The following is a 14,098-nucleotide window of genomic DNA, read 5'->3' on the forward strand; positions in this document are numbered from 1 at the left end:
CCAGCGTCACGCCACAAGCCCTTGGAGTCTCAGAGTCTTGGGCAATATGTGCGTTTTCGGCAACGGCTTTCGAAGTGAGTCAGAATCGTTGCCGCGCAATTGGGCTTGACTCGCAATCCGCTCCAAAAATCCGGGTCCGGACGTCCGTCTTGCCCATAAACTTTTGTTAATGAATGGATAATTCTGACAGCGTGGCTCAACCAGACTCTGCCGGGAGCGTTCGACGCCGGCCGCAAAAAGGGCACTGCAGCGTCTCTTTGGCTGTGTGTGGAAAGCGGGCAAAGCCCGCCCTGCCATGTCATCTCAGGCGAAGGCGGCGCGCCGAAGACGCCGCCAGGTTGCGCTCAGCCGAGGGCCTTCACGCGCTGTGCCAAACGCGACATCTTCCGCGCCGCGGTGTTCTTGTGCAGGACGCCCTTGGAAGCGCCGCGCATCAATTCCGGCTGCGCCTCGCGCAGAGCGCTCTGGGCGGCCTGGGAATTCCCCGAGGCGATGGCCTCTTCGACCTGCCGCAGGAAAGTGCGCAGGCGCGAACGCCGCGCCTTGTTGGTGGCCGTGCGCTGCTCGATCTTCCGAGCAGCCTTCCTGGCCGAAGGTGTATTGGCCATATCAAGATCCGTTCGTTGCCAATTGAAGGGCTCTGTCGGCGCCGACAATTGTCGCTTCGGCCCAACAGAAAGCGCGGCCGTAAACGGCCGCGTTGTCGCCCGATGCTATAGTTGCGCCCTGCCCGGCAGTCAACGGCAAGCTCCACCTGCCGCAACCAAGCATTTTTACGCGACCTGAGCGACACAGACTAGCCCCGCCGCTGTAACGCGCATCGGCGGCGCAAAGGCCCGACTTTCCTTGCCGTCCCGCTCTCCACAGTGAAACGGCCGCAGCCGCGGCCGTTCCCTCTTACCTTTGCCGCGTGCGATGCCTCAGATGATCGCCTCGGCCGAGCCGAGATTGGCGAGCGCCCGCCGTGCCATGACGGCGACGAGGTTCGCCCGGTATTCGGCCGAGCCGTGAATGTCGCCCATCATCAGGTCGGGGTCGACGCTGAGGCCTTCCAGCGCATTGGCGGAGAAATCCCCGGCAAGCGCCGTCTCCGCCGCATGCCAGCGGAAGACGCCTTCATTGCCGGCACCGGTGACGGCGACACGGACTGTGCCATCGCGATGGCGAGCCACGAAAACCCCGGCCATCGGATAGCGCGAGGCGGGATTGCGAAACTTGGCATAGCCCGCCGTCTCGGGAATGGCGAAGCTCACGCCCGTCACGATCTCGCTTTCCTCCAGCGCCGTCTCATAGAGCGCCGTGAAGAAATCATCGGCCGCGATCTCGCGGCTGTCGGTCGTGATCGTGGCGGCAAGGGCGAGCGCGGCCGCGGGATAATCGGCGGCCGGATCGTCATTGGCGATCGAGCCGCCGAGCGTGCCGCGATGGCGCACCTGCGCATCCCCGATCGAACCGGCGAGCGCGGCAAGCGAGGGGATCGCCCGCTGCACCTCGCTGGAGCCCGCGACCTCCGCATGCGTCATGCCGCCCCCGATGCGGACCCGGTCGCCTTCGACCGAGATCCCCTTCATGGAGCCGATGCGGGTGAGATCGACGAGCACGTCATGCGCGGCAAGCCGCTGCTTCATGGTCGGCAGCAAGGTGTGGCCGCCCGAGAGATAGGCGGCATCGGACGCTTCCTGGAACAAGCGCCGCGCCTCTTCCACACTGTCTGCACGCTTATAGGTGAGAGAATACATGGGCTTTGCTCCTATTCCGCCGCCTGCCGCATCGGCGCGGCACCGGCCCGAAGGGCCCGCCACACCTTCTCCGGTGTCGCCGGCATGGAAAGGTCGTTGTTGTCGATCGCATCGGTGATGGCGTTGATCACCGCCGGTGGCGTGCCGATGGCCCCCGCCTCGCCGCAGCCTTTCATGCCGATCGGATTGGACGGACAGATCGTCTCCGTGGTCGACACCTTGAAGGACGGCAAATCGTGCGCCCGCGGCATGGCGTAGTCATTGTAAGACGCCGTGATGAGCTGGCCGCTCTCCGCATCATAGATGCAGCCCTCCAGGATCGCCTGGCCGACGCCCTGGGCGATACCGCCATGCACCTGGCCTTCGACGATCATCGGGTTGATGACCCGCCCGAAATCATCGGCCGCCACGAACTGGACGATCTCGGTGTGGCCGGTATCGGGATCGACCTCCACCTCGCAGACATAAGCGCCGGCCGGGAAGGTGAAGTTCGCCGGATCGTAGAAGGCGCCCTCTTTGAGGCCCGGCTCCATCCCCTCCGGCAGATTGTGCGCCGTATAGGCGGCAAGGCAGACCTCGTGCCAGCCGAGCTTCTTGTCCGTGCCGGCAACCCGCACCTCGCCATCGGCGATCTCGATATCGCCCTCGGCCGCCTCCAGGAGATGCGCGGCGAGTTTTTTCGCCTTCGCCTCGACCTTGTCGATGGCTTTCGAAATCGCCGACATGCCGACGGCGCCGGAACGCGAGCCGTACGTGCCCATGCCGAACTGCACCTTGTCGGTGTCGCCATGCACGATCGAGACATTGTCGATCGGCACGCCGAGACGTTCCGCCACGAGCTGGGCGAACGTCGTCTCATGCCCCTGGCCATGGCTGTGCGAGCCGGTGAGAACCTCGATCGTGCCGACCGGATTGACCCGCACTTCAGCCGATTCCCAAAGCCCGACGCCCGCTCCGAGCGATCCCACGGCCTGCGAGGGGGCGATGCCGCAAGCCTCGATATAGCAGGAGAGCCCGATGCCGCGGAGCTTGCCGCGCCGCGCGGCTTCCGCCTTGCGCTCGCCGAAACCGGCATAATCGGAGGCCGACAGAGCGGCGCTCAGCGAGGCTTCGTAATCGCCGGCGTCGTAATTCATGATCACCGGCGTCTGATGCGGGAATTCGCGGATGAAGTTCGTCCGCCGAAGTTCCGGCGGCGCCACGCCGAGCTCGCGCGCTGCCGTCTCCATCATCCGTTCCACGACATAAGTCGCTTCCGGCCGCCCGGCACCGCGATAGGCATCGACCGGCGCGGTGTTCGTGTAGACGCCGCGCACATTGCAGTGGATCGTCGGGATATCGTACTGCCCCGACAGGAGCGTGGCGTAGAGATAGGTCGGCACCGAGGACGAAAAGAGCGACATGTAGGCGCCGAAATTGGCGATCGTGTCGATCTTGAAGGCGGTGATGCGGTTGTTCGCGTCGAAGGCCATTTCCGCGACCGTGACATGGTCGCGGCCATGCGCGTCGGTCAAAAACGCCTCAGACCGGTCGCCCGTCCATTTCACCGCAAGCCCGGTCTTGCGCGCCGCCCACAGGCAGGCGACCTCTTCCGGGTAGATGAAGATCTTGGAGCCGAAGCCGCCGCCGACATCCGGCGCGATCACCCGCAATTTGTGTTCCGGCGCCACATTGTAGAAGGCTGAGAGAACGAGCCGCGCCACATGCGGGTTCTGCGACGTCGTCCACAAGGTGAAATGGTCGTCCGCCGCGTCGTATTGGGCGAGCGCCGCCCGCGGCTCCATGGCGTTCGGAACGAGGCGGTTGTTGACGATCTCCATGCGCGTGACATGGGCGGCCTCCGACAAAGCCTTGTCGGCCGCGGCCTTGTCGCCGATCTCCCAATCGTAGATCAGGTTGCCCTTCGCCTCGGGATGAAGCTGCGGGACGCCCTCCCCCAAAGCCTTCGCCGGATCGGTGATGGCGGGAAGCTCTTCCCATTCCACCGCCACGACATCGGCCGCATCGCGGGCCTCGCCGCGCGTTTCGGCGATCACCATGGCGACGGCCTGGCCGACGAAGCGCACCACTTCCGGCGCCAGCGCCGGCCATGCGCCCATATTCATCGGCGTGCCGTCCTTGGAATGGACCATCCAGCCGCAGATGAGATTGCCGATGCCGTCGGCCACGAGTTCCGAGCCCGTGAGGACGGCGAGCACGCCCGGCATATTGCGCGCCTGTTCCGCATTGATACCGCCCACCTTCGCGTGGGCGTAAGGGCTTCGCACGAAAGCGACATGCTTCATGCCCGCGACGCGCATGTCGTCGACGTATCGTCCCTTACCGGTGATGAATCGCTTGTCTTCCTTGCGCGCGACCCGCGCGCCGATCCCATTTTGAGCCATGTTTCCTCCTTCGGCCGCACCCTTTTGCCGGACCCTTTGTCGGGTCTCTTGCGGGGCGGTCCGGATCCAGATCAACGCGTCTATTCGGCGGCCTGGCGGACCTCGCCATGCATCTCCTGCGCCGCGGCGAGGATCGCCTTGACGATGTTGTGGTAGCCCGTGCAGCGGCAGATATTGCCCTCGAGCTCGTGGCGCACCGTGTCCTCGTCGAGCTGGCCCTCGTGCCGGCGGATGATGTCGACGCCGGACATGATCATGCCGGGCGTGCAATAGCCGCATTGCAGACCGTGATGCTCTTTGAAGGCCGCCTGCAGGGGATGCAGATCGGCGCCATTGGCGAGCCCTTCGATCGTCGTGATCGACGTCCCGTCCGCCTGCGCCGCAAGGATGGTGCAGGATTTGATCGCCTTGCCGTCGAGATGCACGACGCAGGCACCGCATTGCGAGGTGTCGCAGCCGACATGCGTGCCGGTCAGCTCCAGATCTTCGCGCAGAAAGTCCACGAGGAGGCGGCGATCTTCCACCTCCTTGGAGACCTGACGGCCATTCACCGTCATCGTCACAGTGACCATTGAAACCCTCCCTATGAGTTTTGTTATGGGGGCGTATCGCCCGTTATCCAGATCGCGGCCGGCAATGCGGCCGCGACCTTAAAGAATCGCCCAGAGCGCGATCAGAACGAGGATCGCGATAAAGCCCCAGACCATGGGCCCTCCGAGGAAACCGCCGGCGGCGCGTTCTTCGACCGCCTCCTCGGCCTCTTCGGCGGCATGCTCCAGCTCGTGGGCGGCATGCGAAAAGGCCGATTCATGCTCGCCCTCGCGCCTGGCCTCGCTGCTCGTGCCAGCGGCGGTCTCTTGGCCGCCCACTTCCGGCACGCCCGTCGCGAGCGGCGGCACGGTGGCCCCGGGGATCGCCGCCGTACCGGCGGGCTCCGAGAGTGCCGCTTCATCGGCCGCGACACCCGCCGGCGCCGCCTCGCCGGCCTTGACGGTATGACCGCCGGCCTTTTCGGCGAGGCAGGAGAAGAACTGGTCGGCGAGCTTCTTGACGGTCGATCCGACGAGGCGGTTGCCGAGCTGGGCGAGCTTGCCGCCCACCTGCGCATCGGCGTCATAGGTCAGGATCGTCGTCTCGCCGTCTTCGGCAAGGCGCACATCGGCTGTTCCCTTGGCAAAGCCCGCGACCCCGCCCTGGCCTTCGCCGGCGATCCGGTAGCTCTCGGGAGGCTTCACATCCTGCAATTCGACCGTGCCGTTGAAGGTCGCCTTCACCGGTCCGATCTTCGTCGTCACCCGCGCGGACAGGCCGCCGGTTTCGGTCTCATGGAGTTCTTCGCAGCCGGGCAGGCATTCGCGCAGCACGTCCGGATCGTTGAGCAGCGCCCAGACCTTCTCTCGCGGCGCCGTGATCACGTATTCACCGGTGAGTTTCATACTGCCTCCCTACGCCCCCTTGTTGATTGCGTTCGATTGTGCACACAGGCCCATTCATACTCAACTGGCAAACAAACCCCGGCAAAGGCTATTTGATGGCAAGACCGGAGACGACAAGGCCGGAGACAACAAGGGACCTCATGCCACTCAGCCAACTGCCCGCGCCGCTCGATACGCTCATGACGATCGCGATCGCTGCCGGGGAGGCCATTCTCGAAATCCATGACGGCGATCTCGCCGTGGAGAAGAAGGCCGATTCATCACCCGTATCCGCAGCGGATCGGGCGAGCGAAAAGCTCATCACCGAAAGATTGCGCCACGACTTTCCCGACATCCCGATCGTCGCCGAAGAGGCCTGCTCGGAGTTCGGACCGCCCGAATGCGGCTCCCGTTTCTTCCTCGTCGATCCGCTCGACGGAACGAAAGAATTCCTGAGCGGCAGTGGCGAATTCACCGTCAACATCGCCCTCGTCGAGGACGCCCGTGCGGTCGCCGGCGTCGTCTACGCCCCGGTGCTCGGCAAGTTCTTCTGCGGCCTCAAACAGGAGGCCTGGCGCGGCGAGGTGGAGCGGCCGTCGGGGATCGTCACCGACCTGCAGACGATCGCCATCCGCCCCGTCCCGGAAACGCCGATCGCGGTCGCGAGCCGCTCGCACATGTCGCCGGAGACGGCCGCGTTTCTCAACCGTTTCGAAGCCGCGGAGACGCGCTCGATCGGGTCTTCGCTCAAATTCTGCCTGCTTGCGGCGGGCGAGGCCGATTTCTACCCTCGTCTCGGCCCGACCATGCAGTGGGACACGGCGGCCGGCCAGGCCGTCCTGGAGGCAGCCGGCGGCCAGGTTCTCAACCTCGACGGCACCCCCTTTCTCTATGGTCGCGAACACGAAGGCGGGCCCCGCCCTTTCCAGAATCCCTATTTCCTGGCGATCGGCGACCCGACGCTCACAGAAACTCTGATCGGCAATCGTGCAGACTGACCCCCTTCCGGACGACGCCACCTTTCAGCCGCGGGTGCTCGCAAGCCGCGGCCACGAGGATTACGCGCTTCTCGACAGCGGCAACGGCCGCAAGCTCGAGCGCTTCGGGCCGATGCTGCTCGACCGGCCGGAGGAGCAGGCGATGTGGGCGCCTTCTCTCCCCGAGAAGCAATGGCAGCGCGCCGACGCCGTCTTCACCGGCGACGTGGAAGAGGAAGGCGCCGGACGCTGGCGGCAGAACGCCAGCGAGACGGAATGGACGTGCCGTCACGGCGCGCTCGCCTTCACCTGCCGCCTGACATCCTTCCGCCATGTCGGCGTCTTCCCCGAACACGCCGTGCATTGGGATTTCGTCGAAGAGCGGCTCAAGGGACTTGAGGCGCCGAAACTCCTCAATCTCTTCGGCTATACCGGCATCGCCTCGCTCGTCGCCGCGCAGGCCGGCGCCCAGGTCACCCATGTCGACGCCTCCAAAAAGGCGATCGCCTGGGCGCGCGAAAACCAGGCGCTTTCCGGGCTCGATGACAAGCCGATCCGCTGGCTCCTCGACGATGCCGGCAAGTTCGCCGCCCGCGAGGTGCGCCGCGGCAATCTCTATGACATGATCCTGCTCGATCCGCCGAAATACGGCCGCGGGCCGAAGGGCGAGACCTGGCATCTGTTTGAGGATCTGCCCGAGATGCTGAAACTCTGCTCCCAGTGCCTGAAGCCCGGCGGGACGCTGATCCTGACGGCCTATGCGATCCGCGCCTCCTATCTCGCTTTGCACCAGCTTTCGGCCGATATCGTCGGCGGCAGGGTCACGTCCGGCGAAATGGCGCTTCTCGGCGAAGGCCGCGCCAAGGCCTTGCCCACGGCCCTATATTGCCGGGCGGAGAAACCACAATGAACGAAGCCGAGGAAGAGTGGCGCCCGGGCTTTCACCGCGTCACCAGCCCGTCGAACCCCATCGTCAAACAGCTCTCAGCCCTTTCGGCCAAGAAGAAGGAGCGGGACCGCACCGGCCTCTTCCTCGGCGAAGGCCTGAAGCTCGTGCGTGACGCGCTGGAGACGGGATTTCGCGTCCACGATTTCATCGCCTCTGCGGAGAGCCTGCAGGAGGGCGCGGTTGCCGACACCGCCGCCGCCGTCAAGGGTGCGGGCGGGCGCGTTCTGTCCGTCAGCCGCCCGGTGCTGGAAAAGCTCTCCCGCCGCGACAACCCGCATTCCGTCATCGGCGTCTTCGAGCAGAGGCTGGCGCCCCGCAAGGAGATCGGCCGTGAAGGCCTGTGGATCGGGCTCGACCGCATCCGCGATCCCGGCAATCTCGGCACCATTTTGCGCACGGCGGATGCGGCGGGCGTCGCGGGCGTCGCACTCGTCGGCGAATGCTGCGATCCGTTCTCGCTGGAAACGGTGCGCGCCTCCATGGGCTCCTTCTTCCACGTGCCGCTGGCCACGGCCGATGAGGCAGCTTTTCTCGCCGCGGCGAAGGCCAATTCGGCGCGCCTTCTCGGCACGCATCTTTCGGCCACAGAGGATTTCCGCGAGGCGGATTATGCGCCGCCCCTCGTCCTCGTCATGGGCAACGAGCGCCAGGGTCTGACCGACGCGCTCGCGGCCGCCTGCGACGGCCTTTTGCGCATCCCGATGCGCGAAGGCGCCGATTCGCTCAATCTCGCCGTCGCCACCGGCCTGATGATCTACGAGGCGCTCAAACATCCGCAAAACGCTGCAGCCTTGGGAAAGGCTCAACCTTTACGAAGCACGGGCCGTTGATGGCCGCATGCCCCCGAGACTATATGTGTCCGAAACCCATGCTTCTCGCCTGAGAAGCCACACGCCTGGCAGGAGTTGAACGTGCAACCACCGAGCGAACCGACCCGCCTCGTCACCGTCTTCGGGGGCTCCGGCTTTCTGGGCCGTCATGTCGTGCGTGCCCTTGCACTGCGCGGCTGGCGCATCCGCGTCGCCGTGCGCCGGCCGGATCTCGCCTTCCACCTGCGCCCGCTCGGCTCGGTCGGTCAGATCGTCCCGATGCAGGCGAATTTGCGCTATCCCTGGTCGGTGGAACGTGCCCTCGATGGGGCCGATGCCGCCGTCAATCTGGTCGGCATCCTCTACCAGGGCGGCGCCCAGAGCTTCGACGCCGTGCAGGCGAAAGGTCCGCGCACCATCGGCGAAGCGGCCAAGGCTGCCGGCGTCGACGATATCGTGCATGTCTCCGCCATTGGCGCCGACGCCAACTCCGACATCCCCTATTTCCGCAGCAAGGCGGAGGGCGAAGCGGGGCTGCGCGAACACCGGCCGGAGACCGTCGTCATGCGCCCGTCGATCGTCTTCGGGCCGGAAGACGAGTTCTTCAACCGCTTTGCCGGCATGGCGGCGATGTCTCCGATCCTGCCGATCATCGGCGACGGCAGCTCGCGCTTTCAGCCGGTCTTCGTCGGCGATGTGGCCGAGGCGATTGCTAACAGCCTCGAAGGCAAGGCGAAGCCCGGGGCGACCTACGAGCTCGGCGGCCCGGAGGTTTTGACCTTCCGCGAATGCATGGAACTCATGCTGAAAGTCATCAACCGCCGGCGCAAGCTCGTGTCGATCCCCTTCAGCGTCGCCAAGCCGATGGGCCGCATCATGAGCAAACTGCCCTCGCCGCCCCTCACCTACGATCAGGTGCGTCAGCTCCGGCTCGACAATGTCGTCTCGGAAGAGGCGAAAGCGGAAGGCCGCACACTCGAAGGCCTCGGCGTCGATCCTGCCGCGCTGGAGCTCATTCTGCCGACCTACCTCGTGCGCTTCCGCGACCACGGGCAGTTCGCCGAGAAGCATCCCGTCTGAGACAGGGCCAGAGCGCGAAACGCTAAGAAGCCGCGCTCCGAAGACATTCAGAACGTTGAAGCGGCGGGAAGAGCTCCCGCCGCAGCCCTTATCTTCAGCCCCAGAGCCAGAGCCCGATGAGGCCCGCCGTGCCGACGGCGATGCGCCACCAGGCGAACGGCGTAAAGCCGTGGCGGGAGACGAAGTCGAGCAGGCTGCGCACCACGACGAGGGCCGCTGCGAAGGCGAAGACGAAGCCGACGCCGATGATCACCGCATCGTCGGTCGACAAGAGCGCGCGATTCTTGAAGAGATCGTAGGCGAAGGCGCCGGCCATCGTCGGCATGGCGAGAAAGAACGAAAATTCCGCCGCCGAACGCTTGTCGCAGCCCATCAGAAGTGCGCCAGCGATGGTCGCACCGGAGCGCGAAACACCCGGGATCATCGCAAGGCACTGGAACACGCCGATCTTGAAGGCGAGGCCCGGCGGATACCGCATCGCGTCATGATGCACCGGCTTCAGGTCCAGCCGATCGATGAACGCGAGAATGACGCCACCCACAATCAGGGTGATACATATCAGCACCGGCGTCTCGAATAAGACATTCTTAATAAAATCGTGCGCGATGACACCTATGACTGCGGCCGGCAGGAAAGCGAGGAGGATCGCGATGACGAAGCGCCTTGCATCGGGGCTCGTCGGAAGTTGTGTCGCCACACGCCACAACCGCCCGAAATAGACCGACAGAATGGCCAGGATGGCGCCGAGCTGGATGAGCACTTCGAAGGTCTTGCCTGTCGATTCGAAGCCCAGAAAATGCCCGGCGAGTAGAATGTGCGCTGTCGATGAAACCGGAATGAACTCCGTCAGCCCTTCGATCAAACCGAGGAAAGCGGCATCAAAGATGGTTCCGATATCCAAGCTCTTTCCTTTCCCGCATAGGCGATCGCCCAACCTTCGCCCGATTGCGCCGCCATGGCACAAGGGCGCTCGCGAATCGTCGCGAGCGTGCGGCTCCTACCATGCCGCAATGAGCGTTCCCATTTCCTTTCACCAGTTTGATAGCCAGCCCCGCTGATGATCCGGCTTTACCACCATCCGTTGTCCGTTCCCTCCCGCTTCATCCGTTTGGCGGTGGGAGAATGCGACCTCAATTGCGAGTTGATCGAGGAGCGCCCGTGGGAGCGCCGTGAGGACTTCCTGCTGATGAATCCGGCAGGCACCCTGCCGGTGATGCTGGAAGACAACGGTCCGCCGATCGTCGGCGCCTGGCCGGCATCTGAATATCTCGACGAGACCCGCGGCTTTGCCCTCGACGAACACCGGCTTCTGCCGGCAAGCGCCGATGGCCGCGCCGAGGTGCGCCGGCTTCTCGACTGGTTTCTCGGAAAGTTCGATCCCGAAGTGACGGTCTACCTCGCGGAAGAGCGGGTCATCAAACGCGAGATGTCTCGGCTCGGCATAGATTCCTCGCCCGATTCCTCGCTTCTGCGCGCCGGCCGGGCTAATATCCGCATGCATCTGCGCTATATCGATCATCTGATCGTGGAACAGAGCTGGCTTGCCGGCGACCGCATGAGCTACGCGGATCTCGCCGCCGCCGCGGCGCTTTCCGTGGCCGATTTTCTGGGTGAGGTGCCCTGGCAGGAATACGAGGAAGTCAAGGATTGGTACGCGAGGATCAAATCGAGACCGTCCTTCCGTCCGCTCCTCAACGACCAGATGCGCGGCGTGACCCCGCCGGCCCATTACGCCGATCTCGACTTCTAGAGACGGAGCGCCTGAAGGCGTTCCTGGCCGAAATTGCCCGTGACGAAGGCTTCACCTCCCTCGGCGTGACGCATCCGGACAGGCTCGGAGACGCCGGCAAGCGCCTCGGCGTCTGGATCGACGAAGGCCGCCACGGCAGCATGGAATGGATGCCGGAAACAGCGGACCGGCGCGCCGATCCACGCCGCATCTTCCCCGATGTTCGCTCCGTCGTCATGCTCGGCATGAATTACGGCCCCGAAGGCGATCCCCTCGCCACGCTCGCGGAACGGCAGAAGGCGACGATTTCCGTCTATGCCCGCAACCGCGATTACCACGACCTCATCAAGGGCGCGATGAAGCGCATCGGCTCACGTTTCGCCGCCGAAGCGCGCCGCCGCAATCTCCCCGACGAGATCAAGGTGTTTGTCGACACCGCCCCCGTCATGGAAAAGCCGCTGGCGGCCGCCGCCGGCATCGGCTGGCAGGGCAAGCACACCAATCTCGTTTCGCGCGATCACGGCTCCTGGCTTTTTCTGGGCGCGATCTTTACCGCCGCCGAGCTTCCCGCAGATCCCGCGGAGACGGACCATTGCGGCTCGTGCCGGCGCTGCCTCGAGGCCTGCCCGACGAACGCCTTCCCGGCGCCCTACCAGCTCGATGCGAGGCGCTGCATCTCCTATCTGACGATCGAAGACAAAGGCCTGATCCCGCGCGAATTTCGCAAAGATCTCGGCAACCGCATCTATGGCTGCGACGACTGCCTCGCCGCCTGCCCGTGGAACAAATTTGCCGAAACCGCCGCCGAGGCGAAGCTGAAAGCTCGCGAAGATCTTCGCGCGCCTTCTCTGAAAGACCTCGTCCGTTTGGAGGATGCCGCCTTCCGGCAGCATTTTTCCGGCTCGCCGATCAAACGCATCGGACGGGCGAAATTCGTCTCCAATGTCTTGATTGCGATCGGCAATTCGGGCGATCCCACACTTGCATCGGAAGCCCGGGCAAGGCTCGATGACGAAAGCCCGCTTGTGCGCGGCGCGGCGATCTGGGCACTCGCCAGGCTCGCCCCCGAAACGGCAGAGAGGGCACGGGCAGAACTTTTGCCGCACGAAGACAATGCCGCCGTGCGCGGCGAATGGAATTTGCTTGGCGAGGATTGATGGATCTCTTTTGCTTTGGCCTCGGTTATTCGGCCCGTTTCACCATGGACGCACTTGAACCCGAAAGCGTCTGGGGCACGACGCGCAGCGCCGAAGGCCTGCATGCGATGGCCGCGCTCGGCGCCATGCCTCTCCTCTTCGACGGAAATGCCGGCGCGCCCCATAACGGTGCCGTCTCTGATGCGCTTGCCGAGGCGACCCATGTCCTCGTCTCCATCGCGCCCGACGAGACGGGTGATCCCGTGCTGAACGTCTTCGGCGACACCCTGTCGGAAGCGGGGCCCAATTCGATCTGCTACCTCTCCACGGTCGGCGTCTATGGCGACCATGACGGCGGCTGGGTCGACGAGACGTCGGAATGCCGGCCGGTCTCGAAGCGCTCCAAGCAGCGGGTCGAGGCGGAAAACGCCTGGCTCTCTTTCGCCGAGACGACGGGCATTCCCGTTTCCATCGTCCGCCTCTCCGGCATCTACGGCCCCGGCCGCGGCCCGTTCGAAAAGATCCGCCGGGGCACGAGCCGCCGCATCATCAAGGACGGACAGGTCTTCAACCGCATCCATGGCGAGGATATCGGCCAGATCGCAGCCGCCGCTCTCCGGCAGAATGCCTCCGGCGTCTTCAACGGCACGGATGACGAACCGGCCGCCCCGCAGGACGTGATCACCTATGCCGCCGAGCTTCTGGGTGTCGAACCGCCGGAGGAAGTCCGTTTCGAGGCCGCGAATATGAGCCCGATGGCACGCACCTTCTACGGCGAGAACAAGCGGGTCAAAAACGACAAGATCAAGAACGAGCTCGGCATCACCCTCGCCTACCCGACCTATCGCGAGGGCCTGAAAGCCATTCTCGCCGCCGAAAACGACTGAGCCCTCTCTGCGGGCCTGCCCGGCAGGACGCCGGCTGACAGAGCCAGCGTCTTTCCTACCGGCGCCGCTCCTGCGGCGCCTTTCCGCGGGCCACGTGGACACAGCCGTCGAGCGCGCAGCCCTGCGGCACGCCGAAACGCTGATTGAGCCGTGTCTCGATGCGCGTGCGCAAAAGCTCCGAAAGCCCGCCCAGGAGATAGAGCGGCTCGCCCTCATTTTCTCCGCGCCCGCTCTCTCCGGGTTCTCGCTCGCCAAGGGACCGCACCAGGGCCGCGGCTTCATCGGCGGCAGCTTCCAGAAGCGCGTCAGCTGCGTCATCACCCGCCTCCGCGGCCGCGGCGATCTCCGGCACGAGTGCCGCAAAATCCCGGGGCCTCGCCTGCAACAGCCAGTCCAGAATGGCGCCCTCACTGCCGCCGAGCCGGGCCACGAGCCGCTTGGACAGGAGGCTCTCAGGCGCCGCCCCGTCAAAGCTCTTCAGCGCGGCCTCCACCGCCCGACGGCCGAGCCAGGCGCCGGAGCCGCGATCTCCCCCGAGAAACCCCCAGCCGTCGCGTTGGATCGAGGTCCCATCGGCAAAAAGCCGATGCCCGGCCGCACCCGTACCGAGGATGATGAGGCGCGCCGGCCGCCCAGCGCTTGCCCCGACAAGCGCCGCATAGCCGTCCGACATCGCCACGATCTCGGCAAATCCCGCATGTGCGGCGAGAAACGCCGTGCGCCGGTTGACGTCGACGAGACCCGCCACCCCGAGGCTGAGAACCACCGATCCGCGCTCGGTCTGCGGCGTGGTCTGCCGGCAGAGCACATTGATGAGGGCGTCGAGGACGGCGATCGCCCCTGCAAGATCCGTGGACGGATTGCAGGCACCGCCCTCGCCGCTCACCAGAACCGTCCCATCCGGGGCGACAAGGCGCGCGCGGCACTTCGTGCCGCCGGCATCGACTGCCAGAATCGTTCTTTCCATAAAAACCTGTTCCCGGTGCGTTACGA

General features: G+C 65.1%; 14 protein-coding genes. 7 read left to right on the top strand and 7 right to left on the bottom strand.

What is annotated here, in order from left to right; genetic code table 11:
* Positions 1 to 344: 344 nt before the first annotated feature.
* The 5 genes from rpsT to L0F51_RS11300 all read right to left on the bottom strand — a co-directional run bounded on the left by rpsT (position 345) and on the right by L0F51_RS11300 (position 5,559).
* A complete protein-coding gene (rpsT, locus tag L0F51_RS11280; protein ID WP_092814887.1) occupies positions 345 to 608 on the bottom strand; it encodes a 30S ribosomal protein S20 in 264 nt (87 codons plus the stop codon).
* Between the two features lie 312 nt (positions 609 to 920).
* On the bottom strand, positions 921 to 1,739 hold the full coding sequence (locus tag L0F51_RS11285; protein ID WP_234629218.1) for a xanthine dehydrogenase family protein subunit M: 819 nt from the start codon (positions 1,737 to 1,739) through the stop codon (positions 921 to 923).
* Positions 1,740 to 1,750: 11 nt separating this feature from the next.
* On the bottom strand, positions 1,751 to 4,123 hold the full coding sequence (locus L0F51_RS11290) for a xanthine dehydrogenase family protein molybdopterin-binding subunit (protein ID WP_234629219.1): 2,373 nt from the start codon (positions 4,121 to 4,123) through the stop codon (positions 1,751 to 1,753).
* Between the two features lie 80 nt (positions 4,124 to 4,203).
* Complete coding sequence (locus tag L0F51_RS11295) at positions 4,204 to 4,695, bottom strand: (2Fe-2S)-binding protein (RefSeq protein ID WP_128290803.1); 492 nt, start codon at positions 4,693 to 4,695, stop codon at positions 4,204 to 4,206.
* 78 nt (positions 4,696 to 4,773) lie between these two features.
* Entirely contained in the window at positions 4,774 to 5,559 is a 786-nt protein-coding gene (locus tag L0F51_RS11300; RefSeq protein ID WP_234629220.1) for a carbon monoxide dehydrogenase subunit G, read from the bottom strand.
* 140 nt (positions 5,560 to 5,699) lie between these two features.
* Between L0F51_RS11300 and cysQ the strand changes: the two genes are divergently transcribed.
* The 4 genes from cysQ to L0F51_RS11320 all read left to right on the top strand — a co-directional run bounded on the left by cysQ (position 5,700) and on the right by L0F51_RS11320 (position 9,353).
* Complete coding sequence (gene cysQ / locus L0F51_RS11305) at positions 5,700 to 6,536, top strand: 3'(2'),5'-bisphosphate nucleotidase CysQ (RefSeq protein WP_234629221.1); 837 nt, start codon at positions 5,700 to 5,702, stop codon at positions 6,534 to 6,536.
* Positions 6,526 to 7,425, top strand: coding sequence for a class I SAM-dependent methyltransferase (locus tag L0F51_RS11310; RefSeq protein ID WP_234629222.1), 900 nt, complete (start codon positions 6,526 to 6,528; stop codon positions 7,423 to 7,425). The genes cysQ and L0F51_RS11310 overlap by 11 nt, the downstream gene beginning before the upstream one ends.
* The gene (locus L0F51_RS11315) at positions 7,422 to 8,294 is read left to right on the top strand and encodes an RNA methyltransferase (protein ID WP_234629223.1); all 873 of its coding nucleotides are present in this window, start codon (positions 7,422 to 7,424) and stop codon (positions 8,292 to 8,294) included. Before L0F51_RS11310 ends, L0F51_RS11315 begins: the two co-directional genes overlap by 4 nt.
* A gap of 81 nt (positions 8,295 to 8,375) precedes the next feature.
* Positions 8,376 to 9,353 carry a complex I NDUFA9 subunit family protein gene (locus tag L0F51_RS11320; protein WP_234629224.1) on the top strand — a complete coding sequence of 326 codons (978 nt, stop codon included), beginning with the start codon at positions 8,376 to 8,378 and terminating at the stop codon, positions 9,351 to 9,353.
* A 94-nt stretch (positions 9,354 to 9,447) separates the two neighbouring features.
* Here L0F51_RS11320 and L0F51_RS11325 read toward each other — a convergent pair whose 3' ends face one another.
* On the bottom strand, positions 9,448 to 10,254 hold the full coding sequence (locus L0F51_RS11325; protein ID WP_234629225.1) for an undecaprenyl-diphosphate phosphatase: 807 nt from the start codon (positions 10,252 to 10,254) through the stop codon (positions 9,448 to 9,450).
* Positions 10,255 to 10,410: 156 nt separating this feature from the next.
* Between L0F51_RS11325 and L0F51_RS11330 the strand changes: the two genes are divergently transcribed.
* The 3 genes from L0F51_RS11330 to L0F51_RS11340 are packed head-to-tail and all read left to right on the top strand — an operon-like array spanning position 10,411 to position 13,105.
* The gene (locus tag L0F51_RS11330; protein ID WP_234629226.1) at positions 10,411 to 11,103 is read left to right on the top strand and encodes a glutathione S-transferase family protein; all 693 of its coding nucleotides are present in this window, start codon (positions 10,411 to 10,413) and stop codon (positions 11,101 to 11,103) included.
* An 11-nt stretch (positions 11,104 to 11,114) separates the two neighbouring features.
* Positions 11,115 to 12,239: a tRNA epoxyqueuosine(34) reductase QueG gene (gene queG / locus L0F51_RS11335; RefSeq protein WP_234629414.1), complete on the top strand. Its 1,125-nt coding sequence runs from the start codon at positions 11,115 to 11,117 to the stop codon at positions 12,237 to 12,239.
* Positions 12,239 to 13,105: an SDR family oxidoreductase gene (locus tag L0F51_RS11340; RefSeq protein ID WP_234629227.1), complete on the top strand. Its 867-nt coding sequence runs from the start codon at positions 12,239 to 12,241 to the stop codon at positions 13,103 to 13,105. Before queG ends, L0F51_RS11340 begins: the two co-directional genes overlap by 1 nt.
* Before the next feature lie 55 nt (positions 13,106 to 13,160).
* On the opposite strand, the gene L0F51_RS11345 is transcribed toward L0F51_RS11340, so the two are convergent.
* Positions 13,161 to 14,072 (bottom strand): BadF/BadG/BcrA/BcrD ATPase family protein, encoded by a 912-nt coding sequence (locus L0F51_RS11345; protein ID WP_234629228.1) that lies wholly within the window; start codon positions 14,070 to 14,072, stop codon positions 13,161 to 13,163.
* Positions 14,073 to 14,098: the final 26 nt, after the last annotated feature.

Origin of the sequence: Afifella sp. H1R, assembly GCF_021462425.1 — a bacterium.
Taxonomy (GTDB): domain Bacteria; phylum Pseudomonadota; class Alphaproteobacteria; order Rhizobiales; family Afifellaceae; genus Afifella; species Afifella aestuarii.